Raw genomic sequence first — 17570 nt, forward strand, 5'->3', positions numbered from 1 at the left:
TTATTTCACGTCTTTTAGGGCGGGCACAGGACCCGCCCCTACGTTGATTTTTACTCCATCATTTTCTCAATCGGCAAGACGAGAATCGAGCTCGCTCCTGCCTCTTTCAATTTTTCCATTGTTTCCCAGAACAGATTTTCTTGGCTGACCACGTGCATCGCCACACGGCTGGAATCGCTTGCCAACGGTAAAATAGTCGGGTTTTCTACCCCTGGTAAAAGTGCCGTGATGTCGGCTAGGCGGTCTTTTGGGGCGTGTAACATAATGTATTTGGACTCTGAGGCTTGTTGTACGCCTTGAATACGGGTAAGTAATTTATCTACCAATGCTTGTTTTTCAGCCGAAAGAGGCTCCTGGCGTTGGATTAAGCAAGCAGTTGAGCGGTAAATGACTTCTACTTCTTTTAATCCATTCGCTTCTAATGTTGCTCCTGATGACACTAAATCGCAAATCGCATTAGCAATGCCGGCACTTGGTGCAACCTCAACAGAACCTGTTAATAAAATGCTCTTAAATGGCACTCCTTGCTCTTTCATATAACGTTTTAGAAGGTTTGGATAAGAAGTAGCAATCGCCGCATTTTCTAAATCTTTGATGTTCTGGTAATTGGCATCACGATCAAGAGCAAGCGATAATCGGCAGCCACCAAAATCCAACTGGCGAAGTTTTTTATATTGAACCTCTTCGCCCGCGGCTAAACGTCCTAATTCTTCTTCCTCTAACACATTTTCGCCTAAAATGCCGAGATCAACCACGCCATCAAACACTAAGCCGGGAATATCATCATCTCGCACACGCAAAATTTCAATCGGCATATTTTCGGAATAAGCGATGAGGCGTTGATCATTCCAAATAATTTTCACCCCACACTGTTTAAGCAATTCGCTACACTCTTGGCTTAAGCGCCCCTTTTTTTGTATTGCAATTCTTAATCGATTTTGTGTTGCCATTGTCGTTTCCTTCTTTTCAATATGAAAAAAACCCTCTCGAAATAACTTCCGAGAGGGTTAGATTTTGCCTTTATGCATACTCGGAAGATTTATCTTCCGCACACACCAAATGCCCGAAAGATTATTCAGGGAAATGATGGTGATGATGAGTACGAATAAATGTCATTTTTAATTCTCCAAATGAATTATTTAAAAGATACGCCTAAATTTTGGCAATAGCAAGTCTTTTTTCATAAATTTTTTGGGTTCTATAAACAAGCAATGGCAAACGTTTGCGCAAAGCGGTATAATTTCAGTAATTTTTTACAAATTCAATCCCGACCACATAGGAAAGCGAAAATGCAAATCAGCTTAAAAAAAATCTACTCTGGCAAAGTGCGTGATCTCTACGAAATTGATGATAAACGAATGTTAATGGTTGCAACCGATCGTTTATCAGCATTTGATGTGATCTTAGATGATCCTATTCCACGCAAAGGCGAAATTCTCACGCAAATTTCTAATTTCTGGTTTGATAAATTAGCTCACATTATGCCGAATCATTTTACGGGCGATAGCGTATTTGATGTGCTGCCAAAAGAAGAAGCAAAAGCTATTCAACACCGTGCGGTGGTATGTAAACGTTTAACACCGGTGAAAATTGAATCTATCGTGCGTGGTTATTTAACCGGTTCAGGGCTGAAAGATTATCAACAAACTGGCACAATTTGTGGCTTGAAATTGCCTGAAGGCTTGATGGAAGCCAGCAAACTACCAGAACCTATTTTTACTCCATCAAGCAAAGCAGAAGTAGGCGATCACGATATTAATATCAGCTATGAAGAGTGCGAACGCCAAATCGGCACAGAATTAGCCGCCAAAGTGCGTGATGCCGCATTAAAACTTTACACCGAAGCGGCAGACTATGCCCTAACCAAAGGCATTATTATTTGTGATACAAAATTTGAATTTGGCTTAGATGAAAATGGTGTATTAACTTTAATGGACGAAGTGCTAACCCCAGATTCTAGCCGTTTTTGGTCGGTAGAAACTTACCAAGAAGGCACAAATCCGCCCTCATTTGATAAACAATTCGTGCGTGATTGGCTGGAAAACAGCGGTTGGAACAAACAAGCTCCAGCGCCGAAAGTGCCTGCTGAGGTAATCGAAAAAACGGTGGCAAAATACCAAGAAGCGTTAGATTTATTAACGAAATAGTGGTTACAAGCGGTCATTTTTCATTGATTTTTTGCAAAAGAAAACCTGTAAGTAAGAGCTTACAGGTTTTCTACTATTGAATTTCAACATATTTCTGCTGAATAATTTTTCTAAATTCTTCGCTTGTGGTTGCCCAATCGACAATATCTACTTTCCAAACTAAATCCGATTCGGAAAAAGCCTCTTTTAAATTATCTCGCTCTAAAAAACTCAAAGGCGTTTCGGTAATAATCGCTAAATCTAAATTGGAATATTGGCGAGCTGTTCCCTTTACCCTTGAACCAAATGCCCAAACAGGGTAATTAGGAATAAACTCGTTGAGAATGGATTTTACAATTTCTAGCTCTTTATCAGTAATATCTAAATTAGCGATTAATTAAGCTCTCTAATTTGCCTTGTAAAAATTGGGCTTCAGCCAAAAATTTAGGGATGCCAGCTACCACTTCTAATGCCGTTTCCTCATCATAGGTATGGCTTGTTCTACTTCGCATATCTCTATATTCTTTCCAATCTAGCCAATTTCCCAACAATAGATCTTTCTCATTTTCTGTTCGGATAATATCTTGAAAGTTCATTTGTTCAATCAAAGCTGGACTTGCTGAGTTTGACATTAAATATCGTTTAAGCATCTTGTGGCTTAATTCATAAGTAAACTCAAAACGCTGAATTAAACCATCTCTAATTTGAATATCACCAATATCTGTTTGATAGCGCAATCCTTCATCTAAACGCTGAACTGCTCTAATTAGTGGCATAATATCTAACTTATCACTCATCTTATAGCTCCAAAAAAACAAAAGTGCGGTTATTCCGGTATTATGTAGCAGTTGCACAAAGACCTAACCGCTTGAAAATACTAGAATCTCCATTGAAAGTTTAACTCAATGGAGATTTTTATTATGGCAGAATCCCACCTTATTTCTCAACTTACCAAATTAATCGAAAGTAGCTATAAAGAAAAAGCGATTCTTGAACATCAACTTGAGCAGTTAAAACAACAGAAATCAGATTTAGAGGATAAAATACTTTGTTTTGAGAATACCTTGATATACATTGAACCCAATTTCGATTTAAGGCAAATCAAAACACAATTTAATGTTTCAAGGCTAATAAAACCTCGATTGTTTAAGCAAAATCTTCAATTGTTGGTTGCAAGAGTATTAAAGCAAAGTGATAGTTGGAAAACATTATACTTTATTACAGAGGCGGCGTTGGAATTAGACACTGGCAAAAATTATCCTCTACCCCAAATAGAACATGAATTAGCTGTTGCTCGGGTATTGAAAGAACTGTATAAGAAAGGAATTATTGAACGGAAAGAAGTTGAATTACATAAACGGACACTAAAGCGAAGATTTTTCAGGCGTTCTGAATGGCGATTAAAACCTCTTGAGTAAGAATGAAGAAATAGAGGTAGAATTACCTCTATTTTATTATAAACTTTGGAATTTTTTATTTTGTAGATAAACTATCTCTCTATCAATATTTTGGGGTGACACGATAGAAAAAGTATTGGGGTTAAATGATTTACCATCAAAAGATATTCTTGCAAATCTATTATCAGAATCACCATTAGTATAATACATATCAAAAAGCATTTCTGTAGGTGCTGAATTATGGGTACGAACCCACTCTTCCTTAATTTCTTTTAACAAAGAAAAAGGATTCAGGTAATCTGTTCCAGTACATACAACGAGGTTATTCCCTGATTGAGTAGTATAAATATCTATTGTAAATAACATTTTAATAAAGATTCTCTATTAGTGCATAAACTTTATCGCCTATATTTAACGCTTCCTGCAATGAATTTACTTTGGCAGTTGCCTCAGTAAATCCCTCCATGTGAAATAAAGAATGCCTCCGCTGTCTATAATAAGCATAAGCTTGTTCAAGACTTGAGCGTATACCATTTAACTTAGCATGCCTAATTAAAATATCTGTATTTAAAGTAATAGGGGTAGCTGTACAGTTAAATAATTCTCCAATATTATTTGGTATTTCCACTATTCCATTTTCAAGAAATTTTGCTTTGATGACACCTTCTAAAGCTCTTAATTCACAATATGTAAGCATTGAATATTCAAGTAAGTGGGGCGAGGCAGCCTTAACACAATAGCTTGATACTAGAAGATTTCTAATCAGGTTTGGTAACTTATCGTATGATTTACATAACTTCATTCTTAGTAAATCTTCAGAAATTTCTGTTCTTACAATAACTTTATCAAGTTCATCTTTTTTATAAAGAATTTTAGCTAGAGTATCAGTATCTATTTCCATAGAAAGAGCATAAGCTACTATTTTATAGCAAGATAAAGGTCTGCCCTGAATTAGTAATCGATTATTTGATGGATAAAAAGAAATATTAAGTTGATCGTTAAATGTTAAGGATTTTAATTGGTATAACGTACCGCCAGCTATTTGTTTTGACTCAACTATAACATCGTTTTTTTCTCTAATAGACTCAATCTCATCTAATATTAAATCAATGATACTAGCATTAATACCTGAAATAGACATATTTAGACTAGATATTTCATTTTGACATAAATTTAATCTAATATATTCAGCAACTTCTATATTTAACTCTTTATTCTTTCCTTCACTGACTTGAATAGTCGTCGTTCCATTAGTTTTTAGATGAAAAACTATGCGAGCTGGCTCGATACCAGCTTTAATGATTTTATAAACAATTTTGATGATTTATCCTCTACTAACTCTGGTGTAGCTTGTCTAGACTGACAAAATTGTTTTAAACAGCTTTCTAATTGCTCTCTGTCTAAATTTAGATCCTTAAATTGATTTCTATCACACATTATATACTGCAACTAATTACATAATAATATCAAGTAAAACTATCTAGTCATTATCTTTGATTTTGCACACAAAAACAACAAAATAAAGGTTGCTTTCTTAAATACTTCATATAACCTAGATTAATACTATCAATCCATTCTCTTTTGTAAAACTCATTCAGTTGTTTACGAACGGAATCAAGGTGCTTTTCAGACGGTGTATCAGGATTTTGTTCAATATCAAAAATGCGCTGAGTGAGTTCGGCAATTGTAAAGGCTTTATTGGGTGCTTCTCTCATCATTTGTACGATGTACTTGCGGATTTTACCTTTAAAGAGTTTATATTTGGAACGGTACACAAAGTTTTCCGTATTATAAAGTGCTATATCACTTTCCTGCTGAGTAAGCTCAATAGCACGTTTTAATGTGGCAATGTTTGCATCAAGTAAGGCTAGATGATGTAATACCTGTTTACGTTCAAACTCAAATTCTTTGAGCTTCTTATCTAGGTTGTATGCCATATATCTACTGCCAAATCACTTCTTGATGAATAATTTTTCGTTGCCAATAACCGCACCATTCATTGTTATCGTTGGATGTTTTCAAACATCGGCTTAATACATCAATAAACTGCGCTTTATTTGAGGTACGGCGATTGTCCTCACGGTACGCAATTTCATTAGCATAGTTAAGTAGGTATTCATTACTAATTCGGTGAACTTGTCCGTAGTACATACGTTTGAAACGACTGAACAAACTTTCTGCCTGATTGTTTGTTACACCTAAATCGCTGCGATATTCTTCCTTATGGTTTACAGTTCTCAAATTATAGTAAGGTAACAAGACATCATAAGCCGTACTTTCATCGGTATTGATTTGCGTATTCGGTTTAATGAATTTATCGGCAAAATTTTTCACTACCGATTGCGATTCCGTATGTGCCACAAAAACGTGAGAGCGTTTTGCCCCACAATGCAGCGCATTACTGGCTTTTTCTTCTGACGAATAATGCTCACGTGCAACCATGACACAACGTTTATCAGGATTCTGATTTTCCTTTAAGCGATAGTCAATACGGTCAGATTTCTTATTTGCTTTACGTGGTGCAGGATGAACATAAGTACCATCCATATCCACTACACCTGAAAGGGGTTTTATATCACGACTTTCCACTAATGCCTTGCGGAATTTATGTGATAAAACAAATGCCGTGTGAGGATTAAGTTTTGCATTACGTGCTAATTGAAGGGAAGATAAGCCTTTGACGGCATTTACCCATTCCATTAAAGCATAAAGATAAACCTTAATCGGTTTCTTGCGATTGGCAAAAATGGTGCCAGAAGTGACACTGAAAGTATGATTACAATGTTTGCAGCGCCATTGTTTACGTGTAGAAATATAATAAGGCTTATGTTGCACTCCACATTTAGGACAAGTGATAAATTCTTTTCCACCCCATCTTAATTCACAAAGCAAATCATACGCATCTTCTTCCGAGAGTTGTGCAATCTCGTAAGAAGAAAGCGTGCGAGCTTTGCTAGAAAGTAAGAAATGCTGGGTCATCGTCTTGTTTAAAATTTATGTTAATAGAGATTTTAAATATGCTCAAACGTGATAAAATGCGTTTGAATTCAAAACAAATATACGCTCATTTGCGTAATTTGTCAATTGTAAATTGAAAATGGAACGCTCAAATGTGTATATCAGAAAGATTAAGACAAGTTTGTGAAGCTAAAAATTGGAAAATTACAGACTTCGCAGAACAGGCAGGAATAGCTTATCGTACGATGCAGGGTTATATCGGTGGTGAACGTGAACCTAATGCAGAAGGAATGTCAGGCATTGCTAAAGCGGGAGTAAATTTAAATTGGCTCGTGAGTGGTGAAGGTGAGATGTTTCAAGCTGTAATGCAAAAAAATACTATCTCAGAGCAAGAAGAAAAGCTGATTGCAGACTATCGTGCTATGCCTAAAAATTTAAAGGATGCCTTTGCTATTTCTTTTAAAGAAATATCAGAAAAACAATAAATACTAATTTGACACTAACTCAATAAGGAACAAAAATGTCCCTACAAGCCTACAAGCCTACAAGCCTACAAGCCTACAAGCCTACAAGCCTACAAGCCTACAAGCCTACAAGCCTACAAGCCTACAAGCCTACAAGCCTACAAGCCTACAAGCCTACAAGCCTACAAGTAGCTTATCCCCTCAATATCAACCTTGCAAATTTATTTTGGGAGGTTGTTAATGAAATCTGAGCAACTAATACAAAATGAATTGTTTTCTCATAGCGTTCATATTCTTGATAAATATGAATGTTTTAGCTTAGGTTCAACTACGATCTCAAGCTTAATGAAGTCAAAATACATAAAAAATTTTTCAATAAGTAGAAATTTATTAAGAAAAAAACCTGATGTATTGATTATTGATAACCATAAAAATATCGTTATATATTGTGAACAGAAGCATCCTAATAAATTCAAAACAAATAAAGACATATCAAATGCAATAAATCAAGAAATTGATGTAGCTAAAGCTGTTAATGCTCTGATTTATGTAGTAAATGATGGAGATAGATTTATTTGGGTTAACCCAAATACTGGTAATCCTATATTAGATGAAGATGGGAATATCGTTGATTTACAAATAAAGCCAAAAGAAAACGCCAAACAAATAGCTAAATTAATAAATGATATTAGCCAATCTATTAGTAATGATAATGATAAGATATTAAAAAAGGAAGAGTTAGATCCAACCGATTTAGCAGTAAAGATAAATAGAATTTTAGTTAACCTAACATTTGCATCATCAAAGAAGTCACTCTATACATTTGTTGAATTATTCTTATTTAAATACTTGTCTGATATTGGTGTATTAAAAGGAGAAAACTCTTTTTCTTATATATCTAAAATGTACTCTAATGAATATAAAAGAGAGAATCCAGTTACAACTGATGCTGATGTTTTAGGAAAATATATTGATGGAGCAAGGGAGACTATGAAAACTTTGTTTCCAGAAGGTAAGGATGGGACCAGTATTATTAATGGACAAGTATTTCATGTTGAACGAGGTGATTATAATGAATACATCAGTATTGATGATACTGATAAAATATTTAAACAAGTTATTGAAGAATTTGAACGCTATGAAAAAAATAATGGGAAATTTTTAAGGATATCAAATGACTTTAAATCAAAACTATTTGAAACATTTATGAAAAATTCAAATGAAACTTCTAATATGGGGCAGTTTTTTACTCCATTAAAGATTGTTAATGAAATGGTTTCAATGGTCGATATAAAGGAAGGTATGAAAATCTGTGATCCTGCTTGTGGTGTTGGAAAGTTTCTTCTCGAATCTGTTGAAACAAAAATACAAGATCTTTACAGTTATCATGATGGTGAACTGAAAAGTAAGATAGAACTTTATGGCTTTGATAAAATGATGTCAGATAAAGATGATTTAACTATTATTTTAGCTAAAGCCAACATGCTTATTTATTTTTCGCAACTATTTCAAGATAATAACTCATTACAAGATGTTAAAAATATTGCTAATGAATTATTGAACAAAACTTTTAATTTACATAAAACTATGTTAGGTACTTTATCAAATCTTGAAGAAAATAAATACGATATAATATTAGCAAACCCTCCATATTTTCAGTCCAAACCAATGATGGATTCAGCTAAAGAGACTGATAAATATAAATTAAACGGAGGAGGAGTTGAAAGTTTATTTTTAGAGTGGATAATGAAGTCTTTATCACATAACGGGGTCGCATCAGTTGTATTACCGGATGGAATATTCTCTAATTATATAAATCATAATCTAAAGAAATATATGTTAAATAATTTCTTTATAGAAAATATTATTTCACTACCTGTTGGTGCATTCTTTAATACACCTAAAAAAACATATATTCTTACTATAAGAAAGAAAACACATCAAGAAATAAATGAACATGCAAAACAAGATTATCCAGTTTTTACATATATAGCTAACTCTATTGGTGAAAGTCTAGATTCTTATAGGTTTGATATAGACGATAATGACTTAAAAGAAGCCGCTATAAAATATAACTTTTTTAAAAACTTTAATAAAAAAGAGCTTATTGAGCCAATTAAATCTTATATTGAAGATGATCGTAAACTAAAATTGATACCAATTGATGAGTTTGACTCTGACAAGTCTTGGATAATCGAAAATTGGTGGACAGAAGAAGAAAAAGTTGAAATTGGTTTAAAAAAAGCTAAAACTTTTGTAAGTCCTACAGAGTTTCAAGATCTATTATCAGATATGATCTCAACTCTAAAAGATTTTAAGGAAGAAATTGAATGGCTAAATTAAACTATAAAAGTATAACGCTAGAAAAACTATTTGATTGTAAAAGAGGAAATAGCAAATATACTAAAACATATTGTAATCAGCATAGTGGTGATTACGAAGTTTTCACTGGAACAACAATTGGGCATTTTGGATTTATTGATTCTTATGATTATGACTGTGAAAACTTAACATATTCAACAGATGGAGAATACGCAGGTACTTTGAAAGTATTACATGGTAAACATAATGTTGGGGGGCATAGAGCAATTCTAATACCTAAAGTTGAAAATTTGGTATTAGAGTATTTTAAATATATTCTTCAACCTATATTTTTTCTCCATAAAAAGAAAGGTGATGTCCCATCATTATCGTGGAGAAATATTAAAGGATTATTAATTGAAGTTCCTATTGATGATAATGGGAACTACGATATTGAATCACAAAATCTAATTATTAGTAAATATAAGTCTATAGAGATTAAAAAGAAAGAGCTTGAAGATAGACAAAATTATATCAATAGAATTGATGTGAAAATACCTCATTCTGATAAATATAATTATATAAATGAACCCATTCATAAACTTTTTTATGTAACTAGAGGAAATAGTCTATATACAAAGAATTATTGTAAGCAAAATGCAGGGGAATACCCTATTTATTCTGCCGCAAATGATGAGCCTTTAGGGTATATGAATACTTACGACTATGATGGTCGTTATGTTTCAATATCAATAAATGGTATTGCTGGAGTTACAAAAATAATAGAGGGATGTTTTTCTATAAATGCAGATAGAGTAATTTTAACACCTAAAACATTTGATATCGATTTAGATTACGTTGTATATATTTTAGAGCCAATATTAAGAAATCTATCAAAAGGTAGAAAAGGCATTAATAATAAAAATGAGTTTTCAAAATTAACACCACGAATGATCGATAATGTTAAGATTTCAATACCTATAGATAGTAATGGTGACTATTGTTTAGATGAAATGAGAGAGGTTTCCAAAAAGCATTTTAATATATTAGAAATAAAAAAACAATTAAATGATAAAGTTAGTGAGCTTTTATCTACTGAAATTAGTTTTTAATGGCTTGAATTTACTAAAGGACGAGAATCTACTAAATTATATAATTAGTCAAAGAATACAACTTTATTCAATCACCAATTAGCACATATTAATTATGTGTGCGAGCAATTGTTTAGGTGGCAGCAAATTTCATCTTGTAAATTTCTTGTTTTAACAATCGCAATTTCACTCATTTTTAATGAGCCTTCCACAAGTTCCTTGTGGGTAACGGTATTCGAGGCATAAACGCTTTGAGCCGATCTGATTTTTCAGATGGGCGATTTTTTGTGTCTGGCGTTTAGCAAATCTCGGATGCCTTGTACTACACAAAGGAAATTCGCAATGGCTCAACATTATTTACTTTCAAGCAAATCAAAAAACATCAATTTAAAAGATATTTTACGCCTTACAGAAGAAGATGCTTTTCACCTGTTAAAAACTCATCGCTGGGGAAACCCTGATAATGTTCGTGATGTATGCTGTCCGCATTGTGGTATTCGCCACGAAGCCTATTTCCTTCCTTCTCGTAAACGTTGGTGTTGTAAACATTGCAAACGCCATTTTTATATTACAACGAATACAGCCTTTGCCTTTCATAAAGTTGATTTAGTCGATATTCTTGCTGTCATCTTAATGATGGTAAATAGCTCAAAAGGCATTAGTGCGATTGATGTTAGTCGTCATCTTAATTTGAACTACAAAACGGCATTTGTACTTTGTGGGAAAGTTCGAGAAGCTTTATTTAAAACGCGCGATTTAAGTTCATTGTCAGGCGAAATTCACGAAGATGGAATGTGGATCAACTTTACCTTGCGTCCAACTAATTTTCGTAAAAACAATCATAAACAACGTCAAAAAGCCGATGAGAAAGGTCGCAAATATCCTAAATTTAGAACGACTAAACGTTGTCTATTCGCTATTACACAACGTGCTGCAAATGATAGTAATATATCTGGAGCAAATCGTACCATTGTTGCAATGGATTACACCGAAAATGCGGATACTGTTTTTGCATTGAATCAACGCTTTGTGAAAGCAGGCAGTGATATTATGTGTGATGAAAACCCTGCTTATAAAAGTCTTGATTTTCACTACACCCGTTGGTCGGTGAATCATCAAGAGGCTTATAGTGCGAAAGGTGTAAACAACAATCTAGCAGAATCCTTTAATGCCAGAATGCGTGATTTAATGCGTGGCACACATCATAAAACCGATAATAAATATGCCTTACATTATGCTAATCAAGCTGCATTCTTTTCAGATAACCGCCGTAAATCAAATGGGGAACTCTTTGAAGATGTCCTCAAACGTTGCTTATGGGTATTGCCGCTCAAAGAGTGGATCGGTTACTGGCAAGGAAATCATCGTGAAGGTGAGCTTCTCGGTATGAAAGCCTTTGCACCTAACGAAATTTCATCACAATACTTTAAGCGACTTGAAGAACAAGCTGCATACGATGAAATTCTGATGGCAGCATAGAATCGTATAGGCGTTAATAGACTTAGATAGAATTATATAGAAAGAAATAGCTTACCTGAATGAAGGTTGAGCGGAATAGCTATGCCTTGAGTTTAAAAAAATGGAAATTTAATGTGAAAAATTGCGAGGTTGAAGTTAGAATTTGAGGTAAAAGAAATGCCTTTCACAATTTTCATTCGGAAAGGCATTCAAATTTATGCGGTAAATTAGTCAATTTTCGGACTTTGTGCAACTGCTACATAATACCGGGTTATTCTACCGCACTTTTGCAAAATTTTCCGAAAATCTGACCGCTTGTAGGGGCAAATCACCATTTGCCCATAGCGTAATCAAATTAACCTTGAGATGAAATACGTTTCATATCCGTCATATAACCACGTAATTCTTGACCGATTAACTCGATTGGATGGTTACGGATTGCATCGTTTACATCACGTAATGTTATGTTGTCGATTTCAACCGCTGGCGTTGGTTCACCTAAATCGCCTTTCTCTAAAGTTGGGATAATTTTTTCCGCTAAAATCGGTTTTGCAACGTGTGAGAATAGGTAGTTACCGTATTCAGCTGTGTCTGAAATTACCACGTTCATTTCATATAAACGTTTACGAGCAATCGTATTTGCAATTAATGGTAATTCGTGTAGTGATTCATAGTATGCAGACTCTTCGTAGATACCTGCTGAAACCATCGTATCAAAGGCTAATTCAACACCCGCTTTAACCATTGCAACCATTAACACACCATTATCAAAGTATTCTTGTTCAGAAATTTTGATGCCGTCTGCTTGTGGGGCGTTTTCAAAGGCAGTTTTGCCTGTTTCTTCACGCCATTTTAATAGGTTAGCATCGCCATTTGCCCAGTCAGCCATCATTGTTGATGAAAACTCGCCGCTGATGATATCGTCCATATGTTTTTCAAATAAGAACGCTAATTCTTCTTTGATTTGCTCAGAAAGCTCGAATGCACGCAATTTCGCACTGTTAGATAAGCGATCCATCATTAATGTGATACCGCCTTGTTTTAACGCTTCAGTGATGGTTTCCCAACCGAATTGGATTAACTTACCTGCGTAAGCTGGATCTTTACCTTCTGCCACTAATTTGTCATAGCATACGATTGAACCTGCTTGTAACATACCACAAAGAATGGTTTGCTCACCCATTAAGTCTGATTTTACTTCAGCCACGAATGAAGACTCTAACACACCTGCACGATCACCACCGGTTGCACTTGCCCACGCTTTCGCAATCGCTAAACCTTCGCCTTTCGGATCGTTTTCAGGGTGAACGGCGATTAATGTAGGCACACCAAAACCACGTTTGTATTCTTCACGCACTTCTGTACCCGGGCATTTTGGTGCTGTCATTACAACCGTTAAATCCGGGCGGATTTGCTCACCTTCTTCAACGATGTTAAAACCGTGTGAATAACCGAATGCCGCACCTTGTTTCATTAATGGCATTACATCAGCCACTACTTTTGAGTGCTGTTTGTCTGGCGTTAAGTTAATCACTAAATCAGCTTCCGGAATTAATTGCTCGTAGGTACCTACTACGAAACCATTTTCTGAAGCACGTTTAAATGATGCACGTTTTTCCGCAATTGCTTCTGCACGCAAGGCATAAGCAATATCTAAGCCCGAATCACGCATATTTAAACCTTGGTTTAAACCTTGCGCACCACAACCTACAATAACCACTTTTTTGCCTTTTAAAAAATCGCAACCATCTGCAAATTCGTTACGGTCCATAAAACGGCAGCATCCTAATTGATCTAATTTTTGACGTAAATTTAATGTGTTGAAATAGTTAGACATTTGTTTGATCCTTATAATGAGTCAATGAATGATATTTGAAGTGATTATACACTAAAGCATTATTGCGTAAATTGAAAATATTAGTATTTAATATTGCAAAATACGCAACGAATTATCATTTTGCAAATTTTTGAAAATTTATTCATAACCCTTTGTAAGGGGTGTTCATAGCTTCACTGCCGTTGGCAAAGCCAATGTTCAAAAAGCGATGCTTTTTGTAACCGCTTGCAATCTCTGTCATAAAGTAGAAAATAACTACTTAAATTCACAGAAGATATATATACAAATGAAGATAAAAAGCATCATTCTACAAACCTGCCTTGAATGCGGACAAAGTGTGAGAGTTCCGTTGAGCGAAAAAGGAGACTTCCTTTGCCCTGTTTGTAATAATGTTATACGAAAAGGCAATACCTGGAGCTTACATCGTAGCGCATTTTTAGCACTAGCCATTTTAATTTTGCTCCCCTTCGCACTTAGCTTTCCGCTACTTAGCATTGATTTACTTGGTGTGAAAATCAATGCAACCGTATGGGACGGTATTTGGAAAATGGCGACCTCAGGCTATCCTTACACTGCATTTATGGTATTAGTGTGTGCCGTTATCATGCCGGTGGCATTCGTGCTGTTAATTCTCACTATTCAGCTGCAACGCATACTCCGCCAACGCCCACGTTATACGTTGATTTTCCTTACCAAAATCAAAGAATGGGTGATGCTTGATGTGTATTTAGTTGCCCTCGCCGTTGCCGCATTTAAAATTCGAGATTATGCAGATCTCTCTTTTGATATTAATATTCTTGCTTTTGTCTTGGTTGTGATCTTAACTACACTGCTTTTTATCAAAATAGAGCCTAAGCAAGCGTGGGAAAGATTTTACCCTGAATATCATTCGCTACCTTTCGATCATGCAAGCAAACCAACACTTTGTCCTACTTGCGAATACTGTTTTGATGAAACCATTTTGGATCTGAAAGGGCAACAACGCTGCCCTCGTTGCGAGAGCAATTTATCGGTTGCCGATAATACTAAAATTCAACGAGTATGGGCGTGTTTAATTGCAGGGACAATTATGATGATCCCTGCAAATATTTTCCCGATCTCTTTGACTGAAATGGTGGGGCAAACTTCGGGGGATTCATTAATGTCAGGGGTGATTTTATTTATGGAAATGGGCAGCTATACGGTTGCCGCCATCGTGTTTATTGCCAGTATTGCTGTGCCTGTCAGTAAAATTACGATTATTTTATATCTACTGCTTGCTATTCACTACAAATGGAAACACCCGATTCACTTACAAATGAAACTTCTCCACTATGTTCACTTCGTTGGACGTTGGTCGATGCTTGATTTATTTGTACTTTCGTTGATGATGTCTTTACTTGAACGAGGGCAAATCTTAAGTTTCTCTGTAGGGGAAGCCGCATTCTATTTTGGTGCAGCGGTCTTTTTGACAATGTTCGCTTCGGCTAATTTAGATGCCCGAATGTTGTGGAAGATTCATTATGATAATGAGAAAGCTCGATCATAATAATTCAAGATTTTTCGGACGGGGACGGGTCCTGTGCCTGTCCGCATTTAATTAAATTTGATTCTGTAATTCCACCCTCAACAAACTCTGCAGCTGTGGCAATAGCTGAGTAATCAACCTCAGTTGTTGAATCAAAACCAACGCTAACTCATCTTGTTTTTGCTGGTGTTCTTGCTCGAATTGGGCGAGGTCTTGGTCGATAGCGGTCAATTTTTCCGATAATTTTGCAAATGAACGGCTGTCGTCGGCGATTTTGTCGATAATATTTGCTACTTCTCGTCCGTGTGAAAAGAACATTGCGGAAAAATCCACTTGTCGGTTAATTTCACGGCTAGCGATGCGGTAAGCTCCTAATGTTGAAATATAACCTAGCAAGGTATAGCCGATGCCTAATAATTTCGGGGCGAAGGCTAAATCATTGGCGTACTTTTGTGGCTCGCTGTACATATTGGTAATCGTATTGCTTAATGCCGATAAATGATTGTGTACATCACGGCGAGCGATGCGATAAGGCAGTTGCTCGTTATAGCCAAATTGGAGTTGAGCAATAATGTGCCGTAAATAATTTCCGCTGGCTTTCAGGCTATTATGCAAATTCTTTTGCAGATTGAGGTATTTCCAGTCTGGCCATAAAAATGTTACAGCTAACCACGCAATGGCTGTTCCTAATAAAGTGTCTAATAGCCGAGCAGACACTCCACTTTCAACACTTACACCTGCAATATCAAGACTCATCATTACTAGCACAGTAATGTAGAAAGTCGAGAAACCGTAATGAACTAAACGGAAAAAAGTATAAAGAGAGCCTGCCAATACAATAATACCAAGCTGAGCTTCCGGACTGAGCGTTACATTAAACAACTCAAACATTCCACCCACGATTACGCCAAAAATTGTGCCGATCACACGGTAGATTAAGCGAGTTTTGGTTGCCGTATAGTTAGGCTGGCAGACAAAAACCGCAGTGAGCAAAATCCAATAGCCTTTGTTGTCGAAGCCTAAAAGCGGCACGATAGCACTACATAAAAGCACCACAATCGAAAGGCGAACGGCGTGGCGGAACAGTTGAGATTCAAAGGTTAAATGCCCTTTAATCGCTTGGATAATATTGTCTAAACCCGTAATATTTTCGGCTACCAAGCGGTTAGATTTTGTGAAATTTTTACTTAATGGCTCAATATGCTCTGAACGACTTGCCCCTTGCTCAATTTGAGCTAATTGACGTTCAATATTAGCTAAATTCTCCGCAACGGATTCCCATCGGTAAATGCTTTTTAAGCCTCGTTCTTGATGATACGCCAAAGAGTTAAGCAGCCCCTGCAAGGCTTTTTCGCCACGCACGCTGTGTTCATACTGTTCTCGATGGCGTAACGCCACCGCAATTTTTTGGCACGCCATCGCTTGTAATTCCATCACTCGCTGAAAACGGAACATTAAATCGCTATTGCTTAATTGTTGGAACAGTTCGTGATATTGATAGTGGCTGGAACTCGCTCGTTCTAAAATATCTTGAGCGGTAAAATAGTAACGCAACATTCGTTGTGTACGTTGCTGTTTGTGTTGTCGTCTTAACCGATAAAATAATGACACTCGAGTTTTATCAAAGGCTGCCATTACTTCACTATTCGCTTTGGCAAGGGCAAGCTGTTTGGCGTTGAGATCGTCGTCATCGGGGTCAAAATAGGCAGACTTTGCCAGCAAATAGTGGCTTAAGGCGAGGTAAGCAGAAGCTAAATTTTCTTGCACCGTTCGGTTTGGGAAAATCAGATAGACTAAAATCCCTACTAAACCATATAACAATGTGCCGAGCAGAATCATTACCACATTATTATACCACAATACTTCAGAGGTATAGGTTAAGCTGTTATAAACGGCTACAATCAGCGTGCCGAAAGCGATGGTACTATAACGCTGCCCAACTGCTCCAAGCATTACTAGAAAGAACGTTCCTATCATCAGCACAGGCATAAAAAGCCAGCCTAAATACAGAGAAAGACTTGCCCCAATGGAGGAGAGCGAAAATGCCACTAGGCTGATAATCAGATTTTTCGCTCGCCCAATAAGGCTATTGTCTAAATCAACCAAACCACCTGCAATAATGCCTAACACCAGCGGCATTGCAAAGTGTGAAATGCCAAGCTGCCAAATGCTTACCGCTGCAATATTGAGCGAAATAAACATCGGCAAGGTTTTAATCACACTTTCTGAAAGCCAACTGTTTTGCAGGTTTTTAAAAAATTTGTTCATATTTTATTTGCAAATTTTTATTTACGAGCGGGCACTGAACCCGCCCCTTGTATATCTCAAATGAGTTAAACTAAGCAACACAACCCGTTATCGGCATCTCGTCTCGTCCCTTGAAAGCACTTCGTTGTGTAGCTTAGAGAGCCGATAACTTTCATCACAAAAA

Annotated in this window: 17 protein-coding genes, 1 pseudogene and 1 other annotated feature; of the genes and pseudogenes, 8 read left to right on the forward strand and 10 right to left on the reverse strand. The window is 36.1% G+C overall.

All coding sequences use genetic code 11. From position 1 onward, the window contains the following. Positions 1 to 50 precede the first annotated feature (50 nt). Entirely contained in the window at positions 51 to 950 is a 900-nt protein-coding gene (gene hisG / locus ACERCF_RS08460; protein WP_373611800.1) for an ATP phosphoribosyltransferase, read from the reverse strand. Between the two features lie 22 nt (positions 951 to 972). Further along, positions 973 to 1096: a sequence feature (His leader region), on the reverse strand. A gap of 193 nt (positions 1097 to 1289) precedes the next feature. On the opposite strand from hisG, the gene ACERCF_RS08465 reads away from it, so the two are divergent. After that, the gene (locus ACERCF_RS08465; RefSeq protein WP_373625301.1) at positions 1290 to 2147 is read left to right on the forward strand and encodes a phosphoribosylaminoimidazolesuccinocarboxamide synthase; all 858 of its coding nucleotides are present in this window, start codon (positions 1290 to 1292) and stop codon (positions 2145 to 2147) included. A gap of 73 nt (positions 2148 to 2220) precedes the next feature. On the opposite strand, the gene ACERCF_RS08470 is transcribed toward ACERCF_RS08465, so the two are convergent. Both ACERCF_RS08470 and ACERCF_RS08475 read right to left on the reverse strand, forming a co-directional pair. Beyond that, positions 2221 to 2520 (reverse strand): nucleotidyltransferase family protein, encoded by a 300-nt coding sequence (locus ACERCF_RS08470; RefSeq protein ID WP_373625314.1) that lies wholly within the window; start codon positions 2518 to 2520, stop codon positions 2221 to 2223. After that, entirely contained in the window at positions 2513 to 2923 is a 411-nt protein-coding gene (locus ACERCF_RS08475) for an HI0074 family nucleotidyltransferase substrate-binding subunit (protein ID WP_373625302.1), read from the reverse strand. The genes ACERCF_RS08470 and ACERCF_RS08475 overlap by 8 nt, the downstream gene beginning before the upstream one ends. A 123-nt stretch (positions 2924 to 3046) precedes the next feature. On the opposite strand from ACERCF_RS08475, the gene ACERCF_RS08480 reads away from it, so the two are divergent. Continuing rightward, a complete protein-coding gene (locus tag ACERCF_RS08480) occupies positions 3047 to 3544 on the forward strand; it encodes a hypothetical protein (protein WP_148363071.1) in 498 nt (165 codons plus the stop codon). 36 nt (positions 3545 to 3580) lie between these two features. Here ACERCF_RS08480 and ACERCF_RS08485 read toward each other — a convergent pair whose 3' ends face one another. The 5 genes and pseudogenes from ACERCF_RS08485 to ACERCF_RS08510 form a co-directional block, all read right to left on the reverse strand. Then, positions 3581 to 3889: a type II toxin-antitoxin system RnlB family antitoxin gene (locus ACERCF_RS08485; protein WP_148363072.1), complete on the reverse strand. Its 309-nt coding sequence runs from the start codon at positions 3887 to 3889 to the stop codon at positions 3581 to 3583. Position 3890: 1 nt separating this feature from the next. Next, positions 3891 to 4664 (reverse strand): type II toxin-antitoxin system RnlA family toxin, encoded by a 774-nt coding sequence (locus ACERCF_RS08490; RefSeq protein ID WP_373625303.1) that lies wholly within the window; start codon positions 4662 to 4664, stop codon positions 3891 to 3893. 51 nt (positions 4665 to 4715) lie between these two features. Next, positions 4716 to 4847: pseudogene (locus ACERCF_RS08495) on the reverse strand (hypothetical protein); the annotation flags it as partial. Positions 4848 to 5010: 163 nt separating this feature from the next. Beyond that, on the reverse strand, positions 5011 to 5460 hold the full coding sequence (locus tag ACERCF_RS08505) for a hypothetical protein (protein WP_373625305.1): 450 nt from the start codon (positions 5458 to 5460) through the stop codon (positions 5011 to 5013). Between the two features lie 4 nt (positions 5461 to 5464). Beyond that, positions 5465 to 6502: an IS1595 family transposase gene (locus ACERCF_RS08510; protein WP_373625306.1), complete on the reverse strand. Its 1038-nt coding sequence runs from the start codon at positions 6500 to 6502 to the stop codon at positions 5465 to 5467. A 131-nt stretch (positions 6503 to 6633) separates the two neighbouring features. Here ACERCF_RS08510 and ACERCF_RS08515 point away from each other — a divergent pair, with 131 nt between their 5' ends. The 5 genes from ACERCF_RS08515 to ACERCF_RS08535 all read left to right on the forward strand — a co-directional run bounded on the left by ACERCF_RS08515 (position 6634) and on the right by ACERCF_RS08535 (position 11816). Continuing rightward, complete coding sequence (locus ACERCF_RS08515; protein ID WP_373625307.1) at positions 6634 to 6966, forward strand: helix-turn-helix domain-containing protein; 333 nt, start codon at positions 6634 to 6636, stop codon at positions 6964 to 6966. A 35-nt stretch (positions 6967 to 7001) separates the two neighbouring features. Continuing rightward, positions 7002 to 7196, forward strand: a complete 195-nt coding sequence (locus ACERCF_RS08520) for a hypothetical protein (RefSeq protein ID WP_373625308.1) — start codon at positions 7002 to 7004, stop codon at positions 7194 to 7196. Continuing rightward, a complete protein-coding gene (locus ACERCF_RS08525; RefSeq protein WP_373625309.1) occupies positions 7186 to 9288 on the forward strand; it encodes an HsdM family class I SAM-dependent methyltransferase in 2103 nt (700 codons plus the stop codon). The genes ACERCF_RS08520 and ACERCF_RS08525 overlap by 11 nt, the downstream gene beginning before the upstream one ends. Further along, entirely contained in the window at positions 9276 to 10358 is a 1083-nt protein-coding gene (locus ACERCF_RS08530; protein ID WP_373625310.1) for a restriction endonuclease subunit S, read from the forward strand. Before ACERCF_RS08525 ends, ACERCF_RS08530 begins: the two co-directional genes overlap by 13 nt. 321 nt (positions 10359 to 10679) lie before the next feature. Beyond that, complete coding sequence (locus ACERCF_RS08535) at positions 10680 to 11816, forward strand: IS1595 family transposase (RefSeq protein WP_373625311.1); 1137 nt, start codon at positions 10680 to 10682, stop codon at positions 11814 to 11816. Between the two features lie 334 nt (positions 11817 to 12150). Here ACERCF_RS08535 and ilvC read toward each other — a convergent pair whose 3' ends face one another. Continuing rightward, positions 12151 to 13632 (reverse strand): ketol-acid reductoisomerase, encoded by a 1482-nt coding sequence (gene ilvC, locus ACERCF_RS08540; protein ID WP_373625312.1) that lies wholly within the window; start codon positions 13630 to 13632, stop codon positions 12151 to 12153. 286 nt (positions 13633 to 13918) lie between these two features. On the opposite strand from ilvC, the gene ACERCF_RS08545 reads away from it, so the two are divergent. After that, the gene (locus ACERCF_RS08545) at positions 13919 to 15160 is read left to right on the forward strand and encodes a PqiA/YebS family transporter subunit (protein WP_373611795.1); all 1242 of its coding nucleotides are present in this window, start codon (positions 13919 to 13921) and stop codon (positions 15158 to 15160) included. Positions 15161 to 15211: 51 nt separating this feature from the next. Here ACERCF_RS08545 and yccS read toward each other — a convergent pair whose 3' ends face one another. Continuing rightward, entirely contained in the window at positions 15212 to 17407 is a 2196-nt protein-coding gene (gene yccS / locus ACERCF_RS08550; RefSeq protein ID WP_373625313.1) for a YccS family putative transporter, read from the reverse strand. Positions 17408 to 17570 lie beyond the last annotated feature (163 nt).

This window comes from Mannheimia kashgarensis (genome assembly GCF_041807705.1).
GTDB lineage: Bacteria > Pseudomonadota > Gammaproteobacteria > Enterobacterales > Pasteurellaceae > Mannheimia.